The sequence below is a fragment of the Promicromonospora sp. NFX87 genome, assembly GCF_048564965.1.
In the GTDB taxonomy this organism is placed as follows: domain Bacteria; phylum Actinomycetota; class Actinomycetes; order Actinomycetales; family Cellulomonadaceae; genus Promicromonospora.
In genome coordinates, this window is the sequence record NZ_CP183413.1 from 4,174,525 (window position 1) to 4,194,735 (window position 20,211).

The 20,211-nt window shown below is 69.4% G+C and carries 16 protein-coding genes; all 16 read right to left on the bottom strand.

The window, feature by feature from the left end; all coding sequences use genetic code 11:
* The 16 genes from ACNYC2_RS18720 to ACNYC2_RS18795 all read right to left on the bottom strand — a co-directional run bounded on the left by ACNYC2_RS18720 (position 1) and on the right by ACNYC2_RS18795 (position 20,199).
* A complete protein-coding gene (locus tag ACNYC2_RS18720) occupies positions 1-3,381 on the bottom strand; it encodes a hypothetical protein (RefSeq protein ID WP_419703236.1) in 3,381 nt (1,126 codons plus the stop codon).
* Entirely contained in the window at positions 3,318-6,779 is a 3,462-nt protein-coding gene (locus ACNYC2_RS18725) for a hypothetical protein (RefSeq protein ID WP_419703237.1), read from the bottom strand. Before ACNYC2_RS18725 ends, ACNYC2_RS18720 begins: the two co-directional genes overlap by 64 nt.
* A 1,374-nt stretch (positions 6,780-8,153) precedes the next feature.
* Positions 8,154-8,858: a magnesium chelatase domain-containing protein gene (locus ACNYC2_RS18730; RefSeq protein WP_419703238.1), complete on the bottom strand. Its 705-nt coding sequence runs from the start codon at positions 8,856-8,858 to the stop codon at positions 8,154-8,156.
* Complete coding sequence (locus tag ACNYC2_RS18735; protein ID WP_419703239.1) at positions 8,858-9,304, bottom strand: YraN family protein; 447 nt, start codon at positions 9,302-9,304, stop codon at positions 8,858-8,860. Before ACNYC2_RS18735 ends, ACNYC2_RS18730 begins: the two co-directional genes overlap by 1 nt.
* A gap of 183 nt (positions 9,305-9,487) precedes the next feature.
* Positions 9,488-10,375, bottom strand: coding sequence for a glycoside hydrolase family 16 protein (locus tag ACNYC2_RS18740; protein ID WP_419703240.1), 888 nt, complete (start codon positions 10,373-10,375; stop codon positions 9,488-9,490).
* A gap of 128 nt (positions 10,376-10,503) precedes the next feature.
* Positions 10,504-10,803: a DUF2469 domain-containing protein gene (locus tag ACNYC2_RS18745; RefSeq protein ID WP_116674488.1), complete on the bottom strand. Its 300-nt coding sequence runs from the start codon at positions 10,801-10,803 to the stop codon at positions 10,504-10,506.
* A gap of 7 nt (positions 10,804-10,810) precedes the next feature.
* The gene (locus ACNYC2_RS18750; protein WP_419703241.1) at positions 10,811-11,503 is read right to left on the bottom strand and encodes a ribonuclease HII; all 693 of its coding nucleotides are present in this window, start codon (positions 11,501-11,503) and stop codon (positions 10,811-10,813) included.
* Positions 11,504-12,325: a signal peptidase I gene (lepB, locus tag ACNYC2_RS18755; RefSeq protein WP_419703242.1), complete on the bottom strand. Its 822-nt coding sequence runs from the start codon at positions 12,323-12,325 to the stop codon at positions 11,504-11,506.
* 161 nt (positions 12,326-12,486) lie between these two features.
* Positions 12,487-12,834, bottom strand: coding sequence for a 50S ribosomal protein L19 (gene rplS / locus ACNYC2_RS18760; RefSeq protein WP_419703243.1), 348 nt, complete (start codon positions 12,832-12,834; stop codon positions 12,487-12,489).
* Positions 12,835-13,057: 223 nt separating this feature from the next.
* A complete protein-coding gene (trmD, locus tag ACNYC2_RS18765) occupies positions 13,058-13,858 on the bottom strand; it encodes a tRNA (guanosine(37)-N1)-methyltransferase TrmD (RefSeq protein ID WP_419703244.1) in 801 nt (266 codons plus the stop codon).
* Position 13,859: 1 nt separating this feature from the next.
* The gene (rimM, locus tag ACNYC2_RS18770; protein ID WP_419703245.1) at positions 13,860-14,435 is read right to left on the bottom strand and encodes a ribosome maturation factor RimM; all 576 of its coding nucleotides are present in this window, start codon (positions 14,433-14,435) and stop codon (positions 13,860-13,862) included.
* A 178-nt stretch (positions 14,436-14,613) separates the two neighbouring features.
* Entirely contained in the window at positions 14,614-14,853 is a 240-nt protein-coding gene (locus ACNYC2_RS18775) for an RNA-binding protein (protein WP_116674482.1), read from the bottom strand.
* Positions 14,853-15,278, bottom strand: coding sequence for a 30S ribosomal protein S16 (gene rpsP, locus ACNYC2_RS18780; RefSeq protein ID WP_419703246.1), 426 nt, complete (start codon positions 15,276-15,278; stop codon positions 14,853-14,855). The genes ACNYC2_RS18775 and rpsP overlap by 1 nt, the downstream gene beginning before the upstream one ends.
* Positions 15,279-15,501: 223 nt before the next feature.
* A complete protein-coding gene (locus tag ACNYC2_RS18785; protein WP_419703247.1) occupies positions 15,502-16,623 on the bottom strand; it encodes an amidohydrolase family protein in 1,122 nt (373 codons plus the stop codon).
* A gap of 86 nt (positions 16,624-16,709) precedes the next feature.
* The gene (gene ffh / locus ACNYC2_RS18790) at positions 16,710-18,347 is read right to left on the bottom strand and encodes a signal recognition particle protein (protein ID WP_419703248.1); all 1,638 of its coding nucleotides are present in this window, start codon (positions 18,345-18,347) and stop codon (positions 16,710-16,712) included.
* A gap of 34 nt (positions 18,348-18,381) precedes the next feature.
* Positions 18,382-20,199 carry an HD domain-containing protein gene (locus ACNYC2_RS18795; protein ID WP_419703249.1) on the bottom strand — a complete coding sequence of 606 codons (1,818 nt, stop codon included), beginning with the start codon at positions 20,197-20,199 and terminating at the stop codon, positions 18,382-18,384.
* Between the last annotated feature and the right edge of the window lie 12 nt (positions 20,200-20,211).

A 20,211-nucleotide genomic window follows, 5' to 3' on the forward strand; every position in this document is an offset into this window, starting at 1 on the left:
CTAGTCGGCTGCAATCTCTGACCACGACCGCCACGTCAGCCGGTCTCCCCACAAGTCCTTCAGGCGCTGCACCAAGTCCGGCCTGAGCAACAACGCCGCACCTTCCAACCGCGGGTAGGACATGTAGTAGTCGCTGTGCCGATAGGAAGCCCGCCACACCACATGCGCGAGGGCGGGGCCGGTTGCGTCACTCATGACCATCTCGGCTCCGTCGAGCGGGATACCGGCCAGGTCGAGCACTTGGACGAGCTCCGCCGTCGGAGCGAGCATCAGTGGCAGGCCGAGCCTGGCAAGGTCGTCGACGAATGGGCCGACAGGATGTGTCGTGGCCGCCAACCGAATCCGGCTGCCACTTCCCTCGGCCCGTCGTTCCGGATACAGCCACTGCCCGAGCGCCACTTCGTTTAATGGCTGGCCCCAATCTGGCTCGTCCAATGTCGCGAGGTCTACCTCGACACCGGCTTCAATGTACGAACGCTCGTCCCGCTTGGCGTGGCCTTGCTTCGCGCTGGAACGGCGCAGTTCGCAGTACGCCAGGACGAACCAACCGGCATATGGTTCGCCAGCCTCCGACGTAGGCACCAGCCACGGGTTGGGTTGGTGTCCCTCATCGACTGATCGATCCGCCTCAGAATCGGCCGGTTGCGCTGTCGGCTCGATCCTCACCGACGGCATCGGCAGCGTGGGACGCGGGATCCGTCCTCGCTCGAACATCTCTGGCACGGGGGTTAGTTTCAGGAACTCACCTAACCCGTCCTCCCAACCGACCGCGTTCGTGACGAAAGTTCCATGGGAAGCGAGGTGGCCCCGAATGGCGCCGGCAGCGCGCTGCAGCGCCTCCTCAGCGGCATGCTGGTCGAGCAGGACAGCATCGGGCCACTCCCGATTGCCCATGTCTCTGGCGGCCCTTTGCCATTCGTCAGTGAATTGCTCGTCGTCCATCTCACGCGCGATTAGTTCTACTACCGCGGGCGCGAACCCGTCGACTTGCTCGTCCACGGTTTGTGGGCGGAACGGTGCTCGTCGGTACACCTCGATGGCCTTCGACCAGCGCAGGCTCGCATCGCCCGGTCCTGTACCTGCATCGGGGAAGCCGTTCGGGTCCGAGATCGGCTCGGGCAGCTTCGCGTCGGTCAGGAGCCTAAGCAAGCGGCGTGCCAGCGCGCGCACAGCGAGGTAGTCGGAGCTCAGAAGACTTCTGAGCTCGTCGGTGGAGTGCTCAAGCAGCGACGGGTCCCGCGCTGCCACCCGCTCGACCATCGTCAGCAGCAGCACCGGAATCGCCGCTCCCGTCATCGAGGCCAGAGCCTTCGCCAGCCCGAGTGCGAACAGCGCCGGCCGCAGCGTTGCTAGGTCTTCGAGGGCAATCATCGTTCGTCGCAGGTGCTCTCGCCCCGGGTGTGAGAGTCCAGCGAAGGTGGCGAGCACGAACGCGTAATCCTGTGCCGAGATGGCTGGCTCCGCAGCGGGCGATTCATGCCGGACGCCGTCGTAGTACTCACCAGGTTCCTCGCCAGATGTCGGCGGGACCCGACCCGAGATGACCGCGAAGGCCTCGTCCCACACGGCGAACGCAGCATCGATCGAATTGCGCCCGACAGGCGTCTCGTCATCGCTGGGCTTGTCGTGCTCACCGGGCGACTCGTGCCCATCGGGATGAGCGAGCACCTTGAGCGCTCCGACGCTGACAGCCTCGATCAGAGCCCTGGTCACGCCCATTGTCTGTTGCCCGTTAAGGCGACGCTCGACAGCGATCCCGACCGCTTCGGACGCCACTTGCGGCGCGATCGCTGTCGCCCTGCTCAGCAACTCCATGTGCTCGCTACCGCCAAACGCCAGCCAACCGCCGTCCCCTCGCGCCTGAGTCCATGAGAGGGCGAGCGCGCGGGCAGCCATCTCCCGCATCACGTGTGACATCGGTGGCCCGTCCTGCACAGCATCTTCCGCGGCTCGTGCCGGCCCAGAGAGATCTGGAACGTCCGTGAACCCATCGCCGATGCGGGCCAGCAGCAGATGCGCATCGTAGAGTGAGGTCACCTCGGAAAGTGCCTCGAGGGCTGCGGCGGCCTCGGCAGACCGACCCTCATCGAGCATGCCTTTCAAGCGGGCGCCGATTGCGTCGGCGTATGCGTCCACGACCGCGCGACGAGTAGTGCCGCGGCCGGCACCGGCCCCAGTGCGTCGCCAGGTGCGGGTCAAGACTGCGACCCCGGCCGCTCCTCCAGGTGCGTTCTCGGCCAGACGGCTGACCTCCTCCAGCGCGGCGTCACCGGCCTCCTGATCCTCGCGCTCCTGGTCGGTAGCGCCAGAGCCCTGACTCGGCGACATGTCTGGGTCGAAGGCTGCGTCTGATGCTGAACTCTGCGCTGGGACGTCGATTTGTCCACCGAGCCGTCTAAAGCCCAGTTCGGTCGCCATCGCGTTCAGCGAGGCGACGATCGCCTCGTACGCCGTCGACTCGCTGTCTCGTGACGAACCAACTGCCTCGTCACCTCGAGTCAGTGCGCGCTGCAGGATCGCGTCGCGGAGCGCCTTGTTGTCAGGTTCGGACTGGTCCGCGGTGAAACGCCGCAGCGCCGCTTCGTAGATGTTGGTGCGAGGTGCATCCGGCAGCGTTGCTGACGCGAGGACGGCGAGCACCGGGTCAGCGGACAGCGCATGTTCTGTCCATAGGTCTTGGCGCATCTTCTCCCAGCGTGTTCGCTCACCGCGCGAGGCAAGGCCGTGCTGCAAGGAGTTCTCGGCGTGTGCGACTGGGTCGGCTGCCGCGAGCATCGCCCACCACCGCAGTGGAGCGTGCCTAGTCTCGCGGCCGTCGCTGTGACGCCAGGCTCTGTATGCCAGGTCATAGGCGTTGACCATCCGCTCAAGTCCGCGGACCGGATCGAGCGCGGTCAGGCTCTCCAAAGGGTCGAGCACCTCGAAGACTGTGATGTCTTTGTGCCATCCGTAGCCAAGCAATGCGCTGCACGCCGATTTCCACGCTCGTATCGCCTCTTGACGGGCCTGCTCGGCCTCGGGGTCACGCTCCCGAGCATCCGAGCGCTCCGCAGCGACATCTGCCCGGCGCAACTGGACCTGGGCGTCGAGCAAGTGGAACTCCGCGATGTCGCTGTAGTACCGCCCCGCTGACAGTTCGATCTCGGCGCGAATCTGCTCGCCGAGGAAGGGAAGGTGCTCGTGGGGCGCGGTGTCGAAAGCCAATGACAGTGCCCTGTCCGGGGGCAGCGGCACCCCCATCTCGCCGTCCATGCTCGTCGTGACACTCCGCCCGACGTCGAGCAACAGCTTGATGCCGCGTGTCCAGTTGTCTGTGTCTAACAGCCGTACGGCCCTCGCGACCGTCGACCAGATGACACCCATCTCCTGATACAGGTCCATGGCTCGGGGCTTGCCCGTGAAGGGCTGCGTGTCCTCAGCCAGTCGAGCCAGGGCCACCATTGCTCGCGAGCTGGCCTCATCTGGCGCATACACCTCTGCTCGTACGAGGTCGACGCAGAAACGAAGCCAGCATCGGTACCAGCCCTCGCCATCGAGCATTGCGATAACGGCATCCAGAGCAACTGGCTGTGTCCGGCAACGTTCCAATGCGTCAAGAAACACCCCGCAGCTCCGCGGGCTGTGCTGTTGGAGCGCAGCCTCGACTGCCGCCAACACCGCTTGCAGATCCCTGTCTTCCTTGGCCACAGCAGCCTCGGTGCCACTCGGCACGCCCGGCGACGAGGGCGCTGGGCCCGTCTCTGCGCCGAGCTCCCGCGCCTGATGCGACCAACCCGGAGGCAACCCTCCTCATATGCTTGAGTTGCCCATCCCGCGGCCGAGCCGTGCGGAGCCACCTCGATTTCGTCGCCTAGTGCCTTTACCTGTTCGGCGAGTGCCAGCAGGAAGGCGCCCTTGGCCTTGCCGTCCTCCACCATGACAGCCGCAGCCTCGATGCCGAGGACTTCGCTGACCGTCTCTACGGCGACGCGGCACCGGCCAAGCGACGGATCTGCCTCGCACCACGCCCGAGCTAGGGCGAGAAGGCGCTCCACGTCGGACTGCTCGTCGATTCGACCAGGCTCGGCGGTCTGACGACGCTCGTTCGAGGTCGCACTCACCGGGACACCCTCGATCATGAGCAACCGCAGCCGCCCGCGCAGTCTCGCAGCGTCGACCTCATCGCCATCCCGGCGGGACTCAGCGTCCCGGCGATCCCTCCACGCGTGCAGGTACTGTCGCCACGGCGGCGCGATACCGGCCCGGTCCAACTCGGCGCAGAGCAACAACCCTGCCTCAGCTGGCATTGTGATTAGGCCGTTGCGCAGCATGCGATCGACCAGTTGCTGCCCCCCGAATAGTGCTAGTCGCACGTCTAGGAACCGGATGTCCAGGTCAGCGAGACGCTCCTGCTCGTAGGTCTCAACGCCTCGCATGAGTTCCAGCGCACGCACCACCGCTGGCCAGTCGCCCGTGCGTTGGGCACACCGGATCGCGACGGCCAAGTTGGCGCGGATCGCCGACGGAGGGAAGCCGGCCCCGACTGCTTGTGCAGCGAACGCCCCGTCGACGATAGCGAGTACGTCCTTGTAGCGGTGCGCGGCGGCCAGCAGCGGCGGCATAGACTCGAAAGCGCGCTCATCCTCGAGAAGCCCAAGGGATTCTAGCCACGTGGTGACTGCATCGATCCGCGCAATCAGTGCCTCTGGATCGGCATCCAACTCCCGGCGGAGAAACCGTGCAAACGACTCGTGGTAGACGGCGAACCCGCGTGCAGAGGTCCGCAACACGGGCTCCAGCACCCTCAGCGCCTTTGCAATCCGGTGCCCCTGGCCAGGTTGGATCGCCTTCAATTCATCCTCGGTCAGCGGGAAGTCCACCAGGGTGAGCGTGTCTGCCGCCGCCTGCCCGACGTCGTCGAGCAGCTCTGCCAGGTGTGCGTAATAGTGCTCAAGGTCGCCGTCGTAGGGTGGGATGGCCGCAAGCACGTCGGCGGCTGGCCCCGACGTCATGTCCAATGCGGCGCGGTCTGGGCGCATCAACTCGCGGGCCAGGTACGTCGCGTAGAGCGGGTTGCCGCCCGAGCGCTGAAAGATAGCCTCCACCACTCTTCGGCGCTCGGACTCGCCCGGCTGCGACGGCATGGCGACAGCGCCACCGGGGTTCCCCGCGGGCTCTCCTACTTCTGGGGTGACTTGTAAACGCTCAGGGGGGTGAGCGACGGCTGCGATGTGATCCTGGGCCTCTGGAGGTTCGCTGCCGTCCTCGGCGCGCTCTCCGGTGTTCTCGGCTGCTCCGAAGATTCCCAACCGGTCAACCAACGCGCCCATCTCACCTTGGTCCATCGGGGGAATCGACACGGCGATTGCGCCTGCTGCGACCAACGGCGCCAGATGCTCGCCCGGCTGACTCAACACAACGACCACACAACCAGAGGGCAGTTCCAGCGCCGCTATCTGCGCCGCCAGGGCGTGCGAGGCGGACAACGCTCCAGGCTTGGTGCCGCGAACTCTGGTCACGTGATCCAGACCGTCCACGATCAGGGCTACCGAATGCCCGGGCTGGCTGGCCACCGCGGACACCAGACGCATCAGGGTCTGCTCGTCAGCGCTGAAGATCGGTCGCTGCTCCGAAGCTAGGTCCGGATGATTAGAAGCCACCCGTTCCATCAGCGATCCGAAGATCCGCTCAGTAGCGACTCGGTCGTCGCGCTCGTCCTCTGAGTCGTTGAGGAAGCAGTAATGTTCGGCCACTGTCCATGTGTCGTCCAGGAGCGACGCCCGCAGTTGGTCGGCAACCCACGACTTCCCCTGCCCGGGCGGCGCCTGCGCAATCACATGGCCGCCGACCCGAGCAGATGCTTCGATGGCAGCGCGAAGAGCGGCAACAGCGCCGGCCCGCCCTACCTGCTGCCCGGCCACTGCGGGACTTCGTCGGCTCACGCTGCCGTAGTCGGTCCTCAACGACAGTGCGCGGAGCAACTCGGCTCGCGTCAGTGGCTCGTGTGAGGCTCTCGCTTTCGCCGCGGCAGCGACCAGCAGAGCGGCCACGTCCTCGGGTAGGCGGTTCTCGTTGGGGTACTCACCTACACCAATCTCGGAACGCAGTCGCCGGAGAAGCAGGTTCTCGAGGGGCCCTGGCTCTGCGAAGTCGCTCGACATGGCGGGCGCGTTGACTTCGACTATCAGCCGCTCACAGAGATGTGTGATCTCTTCGCGGGTGAAGGTGAGCTCGACGAAGTCTGCGGGTTCGGCGCCAGCCCTGGTGGCTGGTGCTCGCAAGAAGTCCCATGCATCCCCGGCCGCACGGCTTCCCGCCCCGGGACGGTGCACGCCTGCCCACAAGGCGTTTGGGTCGAACTGATATCTCGTCGTGGATGTTCCTGCAACAGACGGACCCGGGTCGGGTTCGGCTGGCACCAGCACGGTGGTGAGGACCGCATCGGTCGGGTCGGTGTCACGCAGGTAGACCGTGTACGACGTCGCGGCTGCAACCTCAGGATTGGCGACCATGTCCGCTTTGATGCCGCGCAGCACCTCACTGAGAAGCAAGGATCGGGCGGAGCGGGCGAACGTGTCGACGTCGAGTTCGCGAGGGTCCACCTGGTGCTTGACTTGGCGCCGGGCGCGGCGACCGTCAACCCACTCGACCGTTAGGTCGTCGAATCGGTCGTACTCACCGCACAAGCGTGTGTCGCACCAGAGGCGCTCGACGCGGCCGAGGATGACGTCCACGGCTTCCGTCGCAGCCAAGAGGTCCTGGTAGACGTACCCCCTGTGGGCATGGTTCAGATCACTCATGAGTACTCGGCATGAGGCGATCGTCCGACCTGCTCGTCCTGTCTGGGGCGCGTTGCTTGCCTGCAAGCCTATGCAGCGATCGGCTCACGAAAAGCTGCCGAGCCGTGTCGATATGGAGCTTCCTGGCGCGTCGGGGTTGGTCGGCTATGCCCGACGATATGGCTCGCATTTGAAGTCTCCAGACTCGGTTGCTCTCCGGACATGATGCGAGCAGCTGGTTACATAGCCATCGCCGCTGTGGTGCGGCCAGACGTCGTTGATCTTCTGAAAGCACACCGGACACGGGCCCCACGGCCCTAGGTCGTCGCTCATGGCGCAAACGTACGCCGGTACCACGGCCGGTTCTCGGCCGGTGATGTGGTGTCGAGACTCAAAGGTCGGGGCAATGACACCTTCGTGCGGGCTGGCGATCGGTAAGAGGCACGCGTGCGCCTGCACCCCGACGACGCGGCGACGCTACCGGGTCGGCTGTCCGGGCCGGTGCCGGACCGTGCCGGACCATGTCGGCCTCCAGTCGACGTGCTGTGGCAGGCCGCTGGCGGCGCGTCCGCCCAGCGAGGTGACGTCGCCAGTAGATCAACCACCCGGCCGGGCCGTCTCAGCCCCGAACGCGTCCCACGCGATGACCGAAGGCACACTGACAGGATGCGGGTGGCTCGGATCGAACCCAGGTCAGTGAGCGCGTCGGAGATCGCGAGGTTCACGAATGACGCGGATCGACATGTTGTTCCGTCCCCTGGTATCCCGGCAACTGCGACCGAGCCCCTCACGAACAACAGAGCGCCGCATACCTCACGGCGCGTCGCCCGGTGCCACCCCACGACGACGCACGCTCAACACCTGGCCAGCTCCAGGGCTGCCGCCGTAGCCGCGGTCGCACTCCGCCCGATCCCGATCGAAGCCATCCGTACCGGAGCCACAATCGCTGCCTCCACCGCTGCACGCCGAGACACTTTGGGAACCCCGACAGATCGACTCCCCCGGGCCAAAGGCAGCACTGACGCAACGCACCGACCTGCTGCCGCCACAGGGCGCAGAACCGATCGCCGAGTTCAGCCGGAACGACGGACAGACACCGGACAACGGCTGGCGTCCAAGATCGAACGTGGCGACCTCGATGACGTCAGGATCGGAGACTTACGCCAACATCTGCGCGCCGTCGGCTCCGAGCTGAGAATCGAGTACGTCCTCGACGACCGGCACTACCGGATCAGGTGAATAGTTCGATATCGCCGCAGTCCAGGCTGAACGTCGCACCCGCGAACGACCTCAGGCCTCCCACTGCGGGGACGGCGATCGGCCCAGCAGGACCAACCGCCTCAGCCAACACCCCCGGTCAGCGCCCCGCTGCGTCGGACGCCACCACATGAACACTTAAGCACATACTCCCGGCGGCCCGACCAGCAGCAGGTGATGACCGCCCGCGGCCGCCACCTTGAGGGCCGCACGCGGACGCTCCTGTCCCAGGACGTCGGCCAGGTCGCCCGGCACGCGGGCGGCCAGCGCGGTGCGGGTCGGCCGTACGGTCACCACCTCGCGCACCAGCTCGGGCGGCCCGCCGTGCAGCGCCACCACCTCGGCCAGGCTCGCGGCGCCCACCACGCGGGCGCCCGGCACCAGCCGGGCCTCGTCGAGGTCCCCGGCCGCCACCACGACGTCCGGATACCCGGCGCCCACCGCCGCCGCCACCGCCGGCAGCACCCCGCGCACGGGTTGGAGCCGCCCGTCGAGCCCGAGCTCACCCAGGTGCACCACCCGGTCCAGGCCGTCGCGCCGCAGACCCGCTGACGTGGGCCCCTCGGCTCCCGCCAGGATCGCCACGGCGATCGCCAGGTCGTACGCGCTGCCCTGCTTGCGCAGCGACGCGGGCGACAGGTTGACCGTGATCTTCTTGACGGGCCACTGCAGCCCCGTGCTGGTCACGGCTGCCCGGACCCGGTCGCGGGACTCGCTCAGGGCGGCGTCCGGCAGGCCGACCAGCGTGAACCCGGGGACGGACGCCGCGAGGTGGGCCTGTACCTCCACCACGTGCCCCTGCATCCCGACGAGCGAGACCCCTCGGGTCGTCGCCGTCCCCATCAGGCCACCGACTCGAGGTGCTCGACGACGGCGCACCCCTGCTCCTGCAGCGTCACCGCGACCACGTCGATCCGGATAGCCCCGAAGCGGGTGCGCACGTCCGGCAGCACCGGCACCGGGCTCCCCGGCACCGGACTGCCCACGATGCCCTCCTCGGCCAGTCGTGCCGCCGCGAGCCGCTCCCGGAACGCGGTGAGCCACTGTCCGGTCAGCCGCTTGATCCGCGCCAGCTTCCGCGGAGTGACCGCCTCGGCCGGATGCCCGAACCCGTGGCCCGACCGGGTCTTGACCTCGATCACCACGAGCACGTCACCGTCGAGCGCGACGATGTCCAGCTCCCCGTCCTTGCCGCGCCAGTTGGTGTCGAGCACCTGCCAGCCGCGCGACACCACGTGCCTCAGCGCTACGCGCTCGCCGTACCGGCCTACGCCGTCCTTCTTCGCCATCGCGTCCACCTCCGTGACCAACCTTGGTCACGGCAGGGGCCGCCCGGCAGGGCGTATCGAGCCACCTGTGCACGGATCGACGTTCCACAGGTCCGGCGTCGTGCACGAACCGTTGCGGTCTCGTCAGGCGGGTCCGTGCCGGCCCGGAGGATCTTCAGACCCGCCGGATGCCTCGGGGTCCGGTCACCCGGCCGGAACGGTGTCCAGCCAGCCCACCGATCCGGCCCGGAACTGCTGGACCCGGGCAGTCACCTCGGCCGGTGGGACGACCTCGTCCTCGGTGAAGTAGACGTAGTCGACCTGCTCCAGATACTCGCGCGGCGTTCCGTCCGCGACCAGGCCACCGGCGATGAACCAGTGGTTGAAGCTGATCGACATCGACGTCTCCGGGTAGAACTCGTCGCCGTGGTCGGCCACCACCGTGCCGTCCAGGTAGTAGGTCACCCGCCCACCGGCGACGTGGATCACGAGGTCGTGCCAGCCGTCCAGGCTTGCCGAGACCGTGCCGTGGACGTTGTCCGCGAGCCACGGGTCCGGCTGGTAGGTCTCCCAGGTGGTCATGAACAGCGTCGGGCCCGACTCGCCCCAGCCGCCGTTCGGCAGGTACTCGAAGTCGAGCTCGCCGTAGTCCGGGTCCATGGGCGCGTCCAGCGGCGTGATCGTGAAGAAGCTCTGGACGGTCTCGTCGCCGTCCGGCCCGCTGACCGGGGCGTCCGCGAAACGTACGCGGGCGGCATAGGTGCCCTCGGCGAACTTGCGCTGATGGGAGACCTCCGACTGCACGGTGGCGCCGGCGGCGCCCTCGGTGGACGCCTTGAGCTCCAGCACCTGGCCGCCGTCGGCGGTCGGGAACGAGACGTGGTCCCGCGACCACGCCGCGCCCGGCACGCCCGGGCCGCCACCGCCGGAACGGACGTACCAGCCACGCTGGGCGAGGCGCGGGTCGCTCGGACCGCTGTAGCTGAAGTCGTCGAACAGCTCCGCCGTCGGTGCGGCGTCCTCCGGGATCGCTGTCCCGGCCATCAGCACTGCAGCTACGGATGTCGTCGCAAGGATCGCCGGGATACGCATCTCTACCTCCGTCGGTAACCGAGATCTACCAACCGCGAGGCTGCCCGCCACGGGAGTGCACGGTCAAGGCATCAGCCGGACAGTGGGTGGATCCCTTACCCGGATGGGAGCGGGTCAGACGGACGACGTCAGAGCGACAGCTCCGCCTTCGCGAGCTCCTCGACGTTCACGTCCTTGAACGTCACCACGCGCACCGACTTCACGAAGCGCGCGGAACGGTAGACGTCCCACACCCAGGCGTCGGCGAGCCGCAGCTCGAAATACACCTCGCCCGCCGCGGACCGCACCTGCAGGTCCACCTGGTTGGCGAGGTAGAACCGGCGTTCGGTCTCCACCACGTAGGAGAACAGGCCCACCACGTCCCGGTACTCCCGATAGAGCGCGAGCTCCATCTCCGTCTCGTAGTTCTCGAGGTCTTCGGCGCTCACGACGACATCATCCCACCGACGCCGCAGTTCCGGGCAGGTTCCAGGATCTGCGGTGCTGCGGTGTCGGCCCGTGCAGCCCCAGGGCGTCCATGTGGGCCTTGGCGCTGTACCCCTTGTTCTGGTCCCAGGCGTACTCCGGGTGCCGCTGCGCCAGCTCGACCAGGATGCCGTCCCGCTCCACCTTGGCCAGCACGCTCGCGGCCGCCACCGACGTGCAGGTCATGTCGGCCTTGATCAGCGTCCGCACGGCGGGGTCGCGCACGCCGTCGTCCGGGGCGTCCGCCGCCGCGAACAGGTCGAGCGACGGCGTGGAGAGCCAGTCGTGCTTTCCGTCCAGCACGACGACGTCGACGTCGCCGCACATCAGGCGCACCTGGGCGAGCGCTCGCCGGCCGGCGAGCCGGAGTGCCGCGATGATCCCGACCTCGTCGATCTCCGCGGGACCCGCGTGGCCGACGCCCCAGGCCACCGCCCAGCGTCGCACCGCGGGCGCGATCGCCTCGCGCGCGGTCGGCGTCAGGAGCTTGGAGTCGGCGACGCCCTTGGGCCCGGTGCGCGTGGCGGCGTCGACCACCACCACGCCCACGCTGACCGGGCCCGCGAGGGCGCCGCGCCCCACCTCGTCCATGCCCGCGACGAGGCGGGCGCCGGAGGCGAGCAGCGCCCTCTCGTGTCGCAGCGTCGGGACCGCGCGAACCACCTACTTCTCCGCTGGAGGCGCGTCCGGAACACCGGCGAACACGTCGCTGGGGTTGCTGTGCCAGTTCAGCCGGTCGAGCGGCCACACGGTGGCGAACGCCGTCCCGACCACGTTGTCGACGGGTACGAACCCGCCGCCGGGCTTGCCGCGGTTCTTGCGGGAGTCCTGCGAGTTCTGCCGGTTGTCGCCCATCACCCAGAGCATGCCGTCGGGCACGGTGACCTCGAACTGGTCCTCGCTCGGGATCGACCCGGGCTTGATGTACGACGTCTCGTCGATCGGCGTGCCGTTCACCGACACGCGACCCTCGGCGTCGCAGCACACGACGGTGTCACCAGGCAGCCCGATCAGGCGCTTGATGAGGTGGTCGCCGGTGTCCTGCGGCAGCAGGCCCACGGTGGTCAGGAACGACACCATGCCGTCGCCGATCGGTCCACGCTCCGGCGGCACGTACGGCGGCAGCCAGTCGCCCGGGTCCACGAAGACGACGATGTCCCCGTGCTTCAGGTCGAACGGGCCGGGCGTCAGGCGCGACGCCATCACGCGGTCCCCCTGCGTCAGCGTGTCCTCCATGGACGCGCTGGGGATGTAGAACGGCTGCACCAGCAGCGTCTTGATGAGCCACGACAGGATCAGCGCGCTGACGACGATGATCCCGATCTCCCGGAGCATCGCGACGAAGCCGGACTGCTGCTTTCTCGGTTCACGACCGTGCGCGGCTCCGCCCTGTCGATGCGCCCCGCTGCTCTCCCACGGTTCTGCTGAGCTCAAGGGCGTCCCATCAATAGGGGTGGGCGGCGCCACCCGGTCGAAACTCGTCACGGGGGTAACTCTGTCACCTCCGAGCGCCTGCGGCGAAATGGCTCGCGAGCGCACACGACCCCTGTCTGATATCAACACAGACGCAGGTCACGTACGACGAAGGCCGCCGCCCTCGAAGCTGAGGACGACGGCCAATGCCGATGCTGTAACGCGCAGGCGCGTCAGTTGTCGCGCTTCTCGCGGATCTTCGCCTTCTTGCCACGCAGGTCGCGCAGGTAGTAGAGCTTCGCGCGACGCACGATGCCGCGGCTGACGACCTCGATGGACTCGATCGACGGCGCGTGCAGCGGGAACTTGCGCTCCACGCCGACACCGAAGCTGACCTTGCGGACAGCGAACGTCTCGCCGACCCCGCCGCCGTGGCGGGAGATGACGACGCCCTGGAAGGCCTGGACACGAGAGCGGTTGCCCTCGACGACCTTGACGTTCACCTTGACGGTGTCGCCGGCGCGGAACTCCGGGATGTCGGACCGCAGCGAGGCTGCGTCGATCATGTCGAGCTTCTGCATTGTTCTCTCCGGGCCTGCCACAGGTCAGGCACGAATATCGTGGGCCCCGGCGCGGCCTGCTGGCCGTCGGGTCCCGGAAGGGTGTGGATGCCGGTGCGGCTTTACCCGGTCAGGGGCGGTTGCCCGCCCCGGCCGTCCCCTGTGGCAGAGACCTGACCGGCGACGCACCAACGGGTAATTCTGCCACACGAACGGGCAGACCAAACATCGAGCCGTGTGATGTTCAGCCTGCCCGATCCAGCGCCAGCTTGCCGTCGTCGTTCGGGCTCGGCACCCAGCCGAGCTCCGCGAGCAGCGCCAGGTCGTGCTTGTCCAGGTTCGTCACGGGGAGCGCGGCGATCATGTCCGGCCGGAGCCGCACCGTCCGCTCCAGCGCGCGGTCCCGGCGCCAGCGCTCGATCTTCGCGTGGTGCCCCGACAGCAGCACCTCGGGGATCTCGAGGTCCGCCCACGACGGCGGCTTCGTGTACACCGGGTACTCCAGCAGCCCCGCGGCCCCGTGCGACTCCTCCACCAGGGAGTCGGGGTTGCCGACCATCCCGGGGATCAGCCGCGCCACCGCCTCGATCATGACCAGCGAGGCGACTTCGCCGCCGTTGAGCACGTAGTCGCCGATCGACAGCTCGTGCACGGTGATCCCGGCGTCCCGGTAGTGCTGCGCCACGCGCGCGTCGATGCCCTCGTACCGTCCGCACGCGAACACGAGCTGCTCCGCCGACGCCAGGCTCTCGGCGTGCCGCTGCGTGAACACCTCGCCCGACGGCGTGGGGACGATCAGGTGCGCGCCCGTCGCGCCGGTGTCCAGCACCTCGTCGATGGCGAGGCCCCAGATGTCGGGGCGCATGACCATGCCGGCTCCCCCGCCGAAGGGGGTGTCGTCGACCGTGCGGTGCCGGTCGGCCGTCCAGTCGCGCAGGTCGTGCACCCGCAGGTCCAGCAGCCCGCGCTGCCGCGCCTTGCCCACGAGCGACAGGTCGAGCGCCGCCAGGTAGTCGGGAAAGATCGAGATGACGTCGATGCGCACGTCAGTCGTCTTCCCGGTCGACCGCGTCGACATCATCAGCACGGTCGACGATCGCGGCGTCGGCGTCGCGCGCCAGCAGCCCGGCGGGCGGGGTCACCACGACGCGACCACCCTCGACGTCGACCACGGGCACCATCGCCAGGACGAACGGGACCAGGGTGCGGACGGTGCCGCCGTCGGGCAGGGTCTCCTCGATCAGGAGCGACTCGTGCGCCGGCATGTACTCCAGGGAGACCACCTTGCCGACCACCGTGCCGTCCTCGAGCTCGACGCGCAGGCCCGCGAGCTCGTGCGGGTACCAGGCGTCCTCCTCGTCGGAGGCGTCCGCCTCGATGACGAGCTCGGTCCCACGCAGGTTCTCGGCGGCGGTCCGGCCGCTGATCTCGGCGAACGTGACCAGCCACCGGCCCTGGTGCTCGCGGGCGTGCGTCACGGTCAGCGGTCCGACATCGGCCGGGACCGTCTCGAGCCGCTCGCCGATCGCGAGCCGGGTCTCCGGATCGTCGGTGCGCACGTCGAGGGCTACCTCGCCCTTGAGCCCGTGCGCCTTGCTGACGCGGGCGACGGTCAGCTGCATGTGTCTCCTCGAAGAGTGAAGGTTGGGGTCTCGACCAGCGGTTCCTGAGCCTGTCGAAGGGCGACCAACGGTCCAGGTCGGGGTCTCGACAGGTTCGGCCAGCGGGTCAGTCAGGGAACGAGCGAGGCCCGGTCCACGTTCGGACCGGGCCTCGTCGTCGTGCAGAGCAGGGATGTGCTCAGCGCCGGTCGACGTCCACGACGTCGACCCGCACCGGGCCCTCTGCGGCAAGCGCACCGATCACGGTGCGCAGAGCGCGAGCCGTGCGACCACCTCGGCCGATGACTCGGCCGAGGTCGTCGGGGTGCACGCGGACCTCGAGCAGGTCACCACGGCGCAGCGTCTTCGCGGAGACACGAACGTCTTCCGGGTTGTCCACGATGCCGCGCACCAGGTGCTCGAGGGCCTCCGAGAGCATCAGGCCTCGTCGCCCTCGGCCGGCGCAGCCGGAGCCTCGGCGGCGGCAGCGGCAGCCTTCTCGGCAGCCCTGGCCTTGGCCTTCTCGGCATCGGCGTTGACGGCCTCGATGGCGGCGGTCGCGTCGACCTTCTCGCCCTTGACGCGCAGGGTGCCCTCGGCGCCCGGCAGGCCCTTGAACTTCTGCCAGTCACCGGTCACCTTGAGCAGTGCGGCGACCTGCTCGGTCGGCTGTGCGCCGACGCCGAGCCAGTACTGTGCGCGCTCCGACTTGATCTCGATGAGCGACGGCTCCTCGGTCGGGTGGTACTTGCCGATCTCCTCGATCACGCGACCGTCGCGCTTGGTGCGCGAGTCGGCGACGACGACACGGTAGTACGGGGCCCGGATCTTGCCGAGGCGCTTGAGACGAATCTTGACAGCCACGAAGTGGTATCTCCTGTTGAATGGGGTGGTCCGAGCACCGCGACGTGGGGTGAAGCGGTGGGTAGAACCGAGACACGGCCTGACCAGATGAGAGGGGTCCGGGCACACCGAGTACGTGCACATTGTGCCAGACGGCGAGACGCCCCACCAACCGCGTTCGCGTCACACCCGCGCCGAGCTGTCAGACGCACAGGTCACCCGAGTGACCTGTACGTCTGACAGCTCAGGAGGCGGTGGGGTAGATCGTGCCGCGCAGGACCACCGCCGTGGGGTGACGCAGCACCTCGATGTCCTCGCGCGGGTCGGCCGGGTACACCACGAGGTCGGCGCTGGAGCCCTCGACGACGGCCCCGAAGCCCAGGTAGTCGCGGGCGCGCCAGGACGCCATCGCCACGACCTCAGCGGCCGGGATGCCCGCGGCCACCAGCTCGGCGCACTCGTCGGCGATCCGGCCGTGGGAGATGGTCCCGCCCGCGTCGGTGCCGACCAGGAGCCGCACGCCTGCCTCGTGCAGGTCGCGCACCTGCTGGTAGCGGTTCGCGTACATGGCACGCATCCGCGCCGCGTACACCGGGTACTTGCCGTCTGCCTGCGCCGCGATGCTCTCGAACTGGCCGACCTGCAGCAGGGTGGGCGTCACGGCGATCCCGCGTTCGGCGGCCGCTGCCATGTGCTCGGCGGTCATGCCGGTCCCGTGCTCGATGCAGTCCACCCCGGCGGCCAGCAGCCCGTCGATGGTCTCGGTGGCGAACGCGTGCACGGTGACTCGGGCGGCCTCGGCGTGCGCGACGGCGACCGCCTCCTTGAGCAGGTCCTCCGGCCACAGAGGGCGCAGATCGCCCTTGGCCCCGAGGGACCGGTCGATCCAGTCGCCCACGAGCTTGACCCAGCCGTCGCCGCGCCGGGCCTGGGTGCGCACCGCCTCGGGGAGCTGCTCGGGCGACTCGAGCTCGAGCCCGTAGTTGCGCAGGTACCGCTTGCGCAGCGCCAGGTGCGTGCCGGAGCGCAGCAGGTGCGGCAGGTCGCTGCGGTCGTGCACCCACGCCGTGTCCAGCGGCGAGCCGGCATCGCGGATCAGCAGCACTCCGGCGTCGCGGTCGGCCACCGCCTGCTTCTCGGCCTCCTCCACCGGGACGACGCCGTCGGCGGCCAGCCCGATGTGGCAGTGCACGTCCACCAGGCCGGGCAGTGCCCAGCCCTGAAGGATCTGCATGTTGGTGCCCTGCGCCGACGGACGCGTCAGGCTGACGCGACCCCCGCGGACCCAGATCTCCTCGGCCTCGCGGTCGTCACCCAGCAGGATGCGCCCGCGGATCGCCGCGGTCGGACCTTCCAGCGCAGACATGCGGCTCCCTCGTTCTCCCGAACTCGTTGCTCCCCCATCCGGCCCGTGAGATCACAGGCCACCGTCACCGGCCGATCACCGGCCGCTCACCGGCCCAGGAACTTCTCCAGGCCGGGCGGGAGCTCGATGTTGCTGAGGTCGGGAGCCGCGTCCTTCTTGGGCGCGACGCCGAAGGCCGAGCCGGCCGGCGCCGACGGGGTGGTCGCGGGGCCGCCGCCGAGCGCGCGCTGCATGGCCTCCTGCTCCTGCTGGGCGCGCTTGGCCGGGTTCCCGGACTTGCCCTTCTTGCCCTTCTTCGGCGGGGCCGTCTTGCCGCGCGACTTTTTGCCCATGCCCATGCCGGGGCCGCCGGGCATCGCGGGCATCCCGCCGGGGCCCATGCCGCCGCCCTTGGACATCTGGCGCATCATCTTCTGGGCGTTCTCGAACCGCTCCAGGAGCTGGTTGATGGCCGTCGTCGTCGTGCCGGAACCCTTGGCGATGCGGGCGCGGCGCGAGCCGTTGATGATCTTCGGGTTCTCGCGCTCTGCGGGCGTCATCGAGTGGATGATCGCCTCGATGCGGCCCACCTCGCGCTCGTCGAACTGGTCGAGCTGGTCGCGCATCTGGGCCATGCCCGGCAGCATGCCGAGCATCTTCTTCATCGAGCCCATGTTCTTCAGCTGCTGCATCTGCACCAGGAAGTCCGCGAGCGTGAAGTCCTGGCCGCTGGCGACCTTGGCCGCCATCTTCTCGGCCTCGCCGGCGTCGAACGCCTTCTCGGCCTGCTCGATCAGGGTGAGCACGTCACCCATGTCGAGGATGCGGCTCGCCATGCGGTCGGGGTGGAAGACCTCGAAGTCCGTCAGCTTCTCGCCCGTGGACGCGAACATGATGGGCCGGCCGGTCACCTTGGCGACCGACAGGGCGGCACCACCGCGGGCGTCGCCGTCCAGCTTCGAGAGCACCACGCCGGTGAAGTCGACGCCGTCGGCGAAGGCCTTGGCGGTGTTCACCGCGTCCTGGCCGATCATCGCGTCGATGACGAACAGGACCTCGTCCGGGTTCACCGCGGCGCGGATGTCCGAGGCCTGCTGCATCAGCACCTCGTCGATGCCGAGGCGGCCGGCGGTGTCCACGATCACGACGTCGTGCTGGCGCTCCTTGGCGTACGCGACGCCGTCCCGCGCGACCCCCACCGGGTCGCCGATCAGCGGCGCGTCGGCCGCGGGGTCGTCCGCCACCGAGGTGTTGCCCGGGTGCGGCGCGAACACCGGCACGCCGGCGCGCTCGGCGACCACGGACAGCTGGGTCACGGCGTTCGGGCGCTGCAGGTCGGCGGCGACCAGCACCGGCGTGTGGCCCTGCCCCTTCAGCGCGTGCGCGAGCTTTCCGGCCAGCGTCGTCTTACCGGCACCCTGCAGACCCGCGAGCATGATCACGGTGGGCGGCGTCTTGGCCAGCGTGAGCGGGCGCGTGGCCCCGCCGAGGATGTCGACGAGCTCCTCGTTGACGATCTTGACGACCTGCTGGGCAGGGTTCAGCGCACCGGAGACCTCGGACGAGAGCGCGCGCTCGCGCACCGCCGCGGTGAACTCGCGCGCCACGGGGACCGCGACGTCGGCGTCGAGGAGGGCGCGGCGGATCTCCCGCACGGTCGCGTCGATGTCCGCCTCGGAGAGACGGCCCCGCGCGCGCAGGTTCTTGAACGTCGAGGTAAGCCGGTCGGACAGGGAATTGAACACGGACACAGCCTAATCGACGGGGGTCACGAGTCGTTCATCCGGGCAGTAGTGCGCGGGCCCGCTCCGTGAGCCCGTCCACGAGCCTCGCCCGCCAGCCCGTCCAGTGCTTCGGCCCCAGGGACGTCGTGTCCGCCTCGGTCAGGGCGCGCAGCACGTCGAGCAGGTCGCGCCGGTGGTCCACCGCGTCCAGGAGCGTGGCCAGCGTGGCCGGGTCGTCGGGGTCGGCGGTGGTGGCCAGGTCCGCGAGCGTGAGGTGGTGCCGCACGAGCCGCGTGACGTCGTCGACCACCTGGGGTGCGAAGCCGGCGCGCGTCAGGATGCCCGGCACCAGCCGGGCCCCCTCCACCGAGTGGTCGGCCGCGCCGCGCACCTTGCCGATGTCGTGCAGCAGCGCGGAGAGCAGCAGCAGGTCGCCCGACGTCGTCCCGGGGTGCGACCCGGTACCGGACGCCAGCTCCGGCAGGTGCCGGCGCAGCTTCGCCGCCACGGCGGCCGTCTCGACGAGGTGCCGGTCCACCGTGTGCCGGTGGATCGCCGCGCGCTGCGGCCGGTTGCGCACGTCCGCCCACTCCGGGATCCAGGAGGTGACCACCCCGGCGAGGTCGAGCGCCTCCCACACCGGGACCTGCGCCTGCCCGGCGGCGAGCAGCGCGAGCAGGCTCTCGCGCGCGGCAGGGGGCCACGGCTCGGGCAGGGGCGGGCACTGCTCGAGGCTCCGGATGGTCACGGGCGACAGCACGAGCCCGGTCCTGGCAGCGGTCGCGGCGGCCCGCAGCGGCAGCAGGGGGTCCTCGGCCGGGCGGGTCCCGACACCGAGCACGAGCTCGCCGTCGTGCTCGACCAGGCCGTCGCCCACCGAGCGGAGGCGCGGCGGCGTGCGCCGTCCGCGCACCCACAGGGGCTTGCCGACGCCCACCGGGCGCGACAGGGCCTGCCGCGCGCCGCGCACCGTCATGTCGAGCGCGTAGGAGATGACCCGGCCCGCCTCGGCGAGGCTCGCCAGCAGCTCGTCGCCGTCGTCGTAGCCGGTGAGCTCGGCGACCTCCTCGAGATCGGCCAGCAGCAGGCGGCTGGTGCGCCGCCGCGTGACCACCTGCAGGGTGTCGCGCACGTCGAGCAGGTGCGTGTAGGACGCGTCCACCGCGCCGTGCGGACGGTCGGTGAGCCAGGTGGCGGCGAGCGCGGACAGCAGGACGGCGTCCCGCATGCCGCCGCGCGCCTCCTTGAGGTCGGGCTCGATGAGGTACGCGAGCTCACCAGCGCGCTGCGCGCGGTCCCGGGTGGACGAGATCAGCTCGGGGAGCCGCCGCCGCGCGGCGGCGCGCCAGTCGGTGAGCACGGCAGAGGCGGCGCGGTGCACGACGACGGCGTCACCGGCCACGGCACGCACGCTCAGCCAGCCGATCACCGCCGGGAGGTCGCTCGCCGCGACCTGCCGGGACTGGCTCAGGGAGCGCACCGCGTGGTCGATGTCCACGCCCGAGTCCCACAGCGGGTACCAGAGGCGTTCGGCCACCTGCTGCAGCTCTTTCGGACCGTGGGTCCGCCCGTCGTGCACGAGCACCAGGTCGAGGTCGCTCAGGGGCCCGAGCTCGCCCCGGCCGAGGCTGCCGACCGCCGCCAGGGCGATACCCGACGGGTCCACGTCCTTGGTCGCCTCCGCGAACAGGGAACCGAGCCGGTCGGTGACCCGCTGCCCGACGGCGGACCGCCGGGCCAGGCCCGAACGGCCCGGACCGGTCAGGTCCGCGGCGATGGTGAGGAGCTCGTCGCGGAGGCCCCGCACCCCAGCGGTGGGGTACGGGGCCTCCGGCTGCTCCCTGGCGCCCTCGGGCGCCGGGTCACTGGTCATACGTCGGCAGAC

Coding starts and splice junctions, on each gene's coding strand:
- ACNYC2_RS18720 (WP_419703236.1), bottom strand. CDS start 3,381: ATGGACCTGTATCAGGAGATGGGTGTCATCTGGTCGACGGTCGCGAGG.
- ACNYC2_RS18725 (WP_419703237.1), bottom strand. CDS start 6,779: ATGAGTGATCTGAACCATGCCCACAGGGGGTACGTCTACCAGGACCTC.
- ACNYC2_RS18730 (WP_419703238.1), bottom strand. CDS start 8,858: ATGGGGACGGCGACGACCCGAGGGGTCTCGCTCGTCGGGATGCAGGGG.
- ACNYC2_RS18735 (WP_419703239.1), bottom strand. CDS start 9,304: ATGGCGAAGAAGGACGGCGTAGGCCGGTACGGCGAGCGCGTAGCGCTG.
- ACNYC2_RS18740 (WP_419703240.1), bottom strand. CDS start 10,375: ATGCGTATCCCGGCGATCCTTGCGACGACATCCGTAGCTGCAGTGCTG.
- rplS (WP_419703243.1), bottom strand. CDS start 12,834: ATGCAGAAGCTCGACATGATCGACGCAGCCTCGCTGCGGTCCGACATC.
- rimM (WP_419703245.1), bottom strand. CDS start 14,435: ATGCAGCTGACCGTCGCCCGCGTCAGCAAGGCGCACGGGCTCAAGGGC.
- ACNYC2_RS18775 (WP_116674482.1), bottom strand. CDS start 14,853: ATGCTCTCGGAGGCCCTCGAGCACCTGGTGCGCGGCATCGTGGACAAC.
- ACNYC2_RS18785 (WP_419703247.1), bottom strand. CDS start 16,623: ATGTCTGCGCTGGAAGGTCCGACCGCGGCGATCCGCGGGCGCATCCTG.
- ACNYC2_RS18795 (WP_419703249.1), bottom strand. CDS start 20,199: ATGACCAGTGACCCGGCGCCCGAGGGCGCCAGGGAGCAGCCGGAGGCC.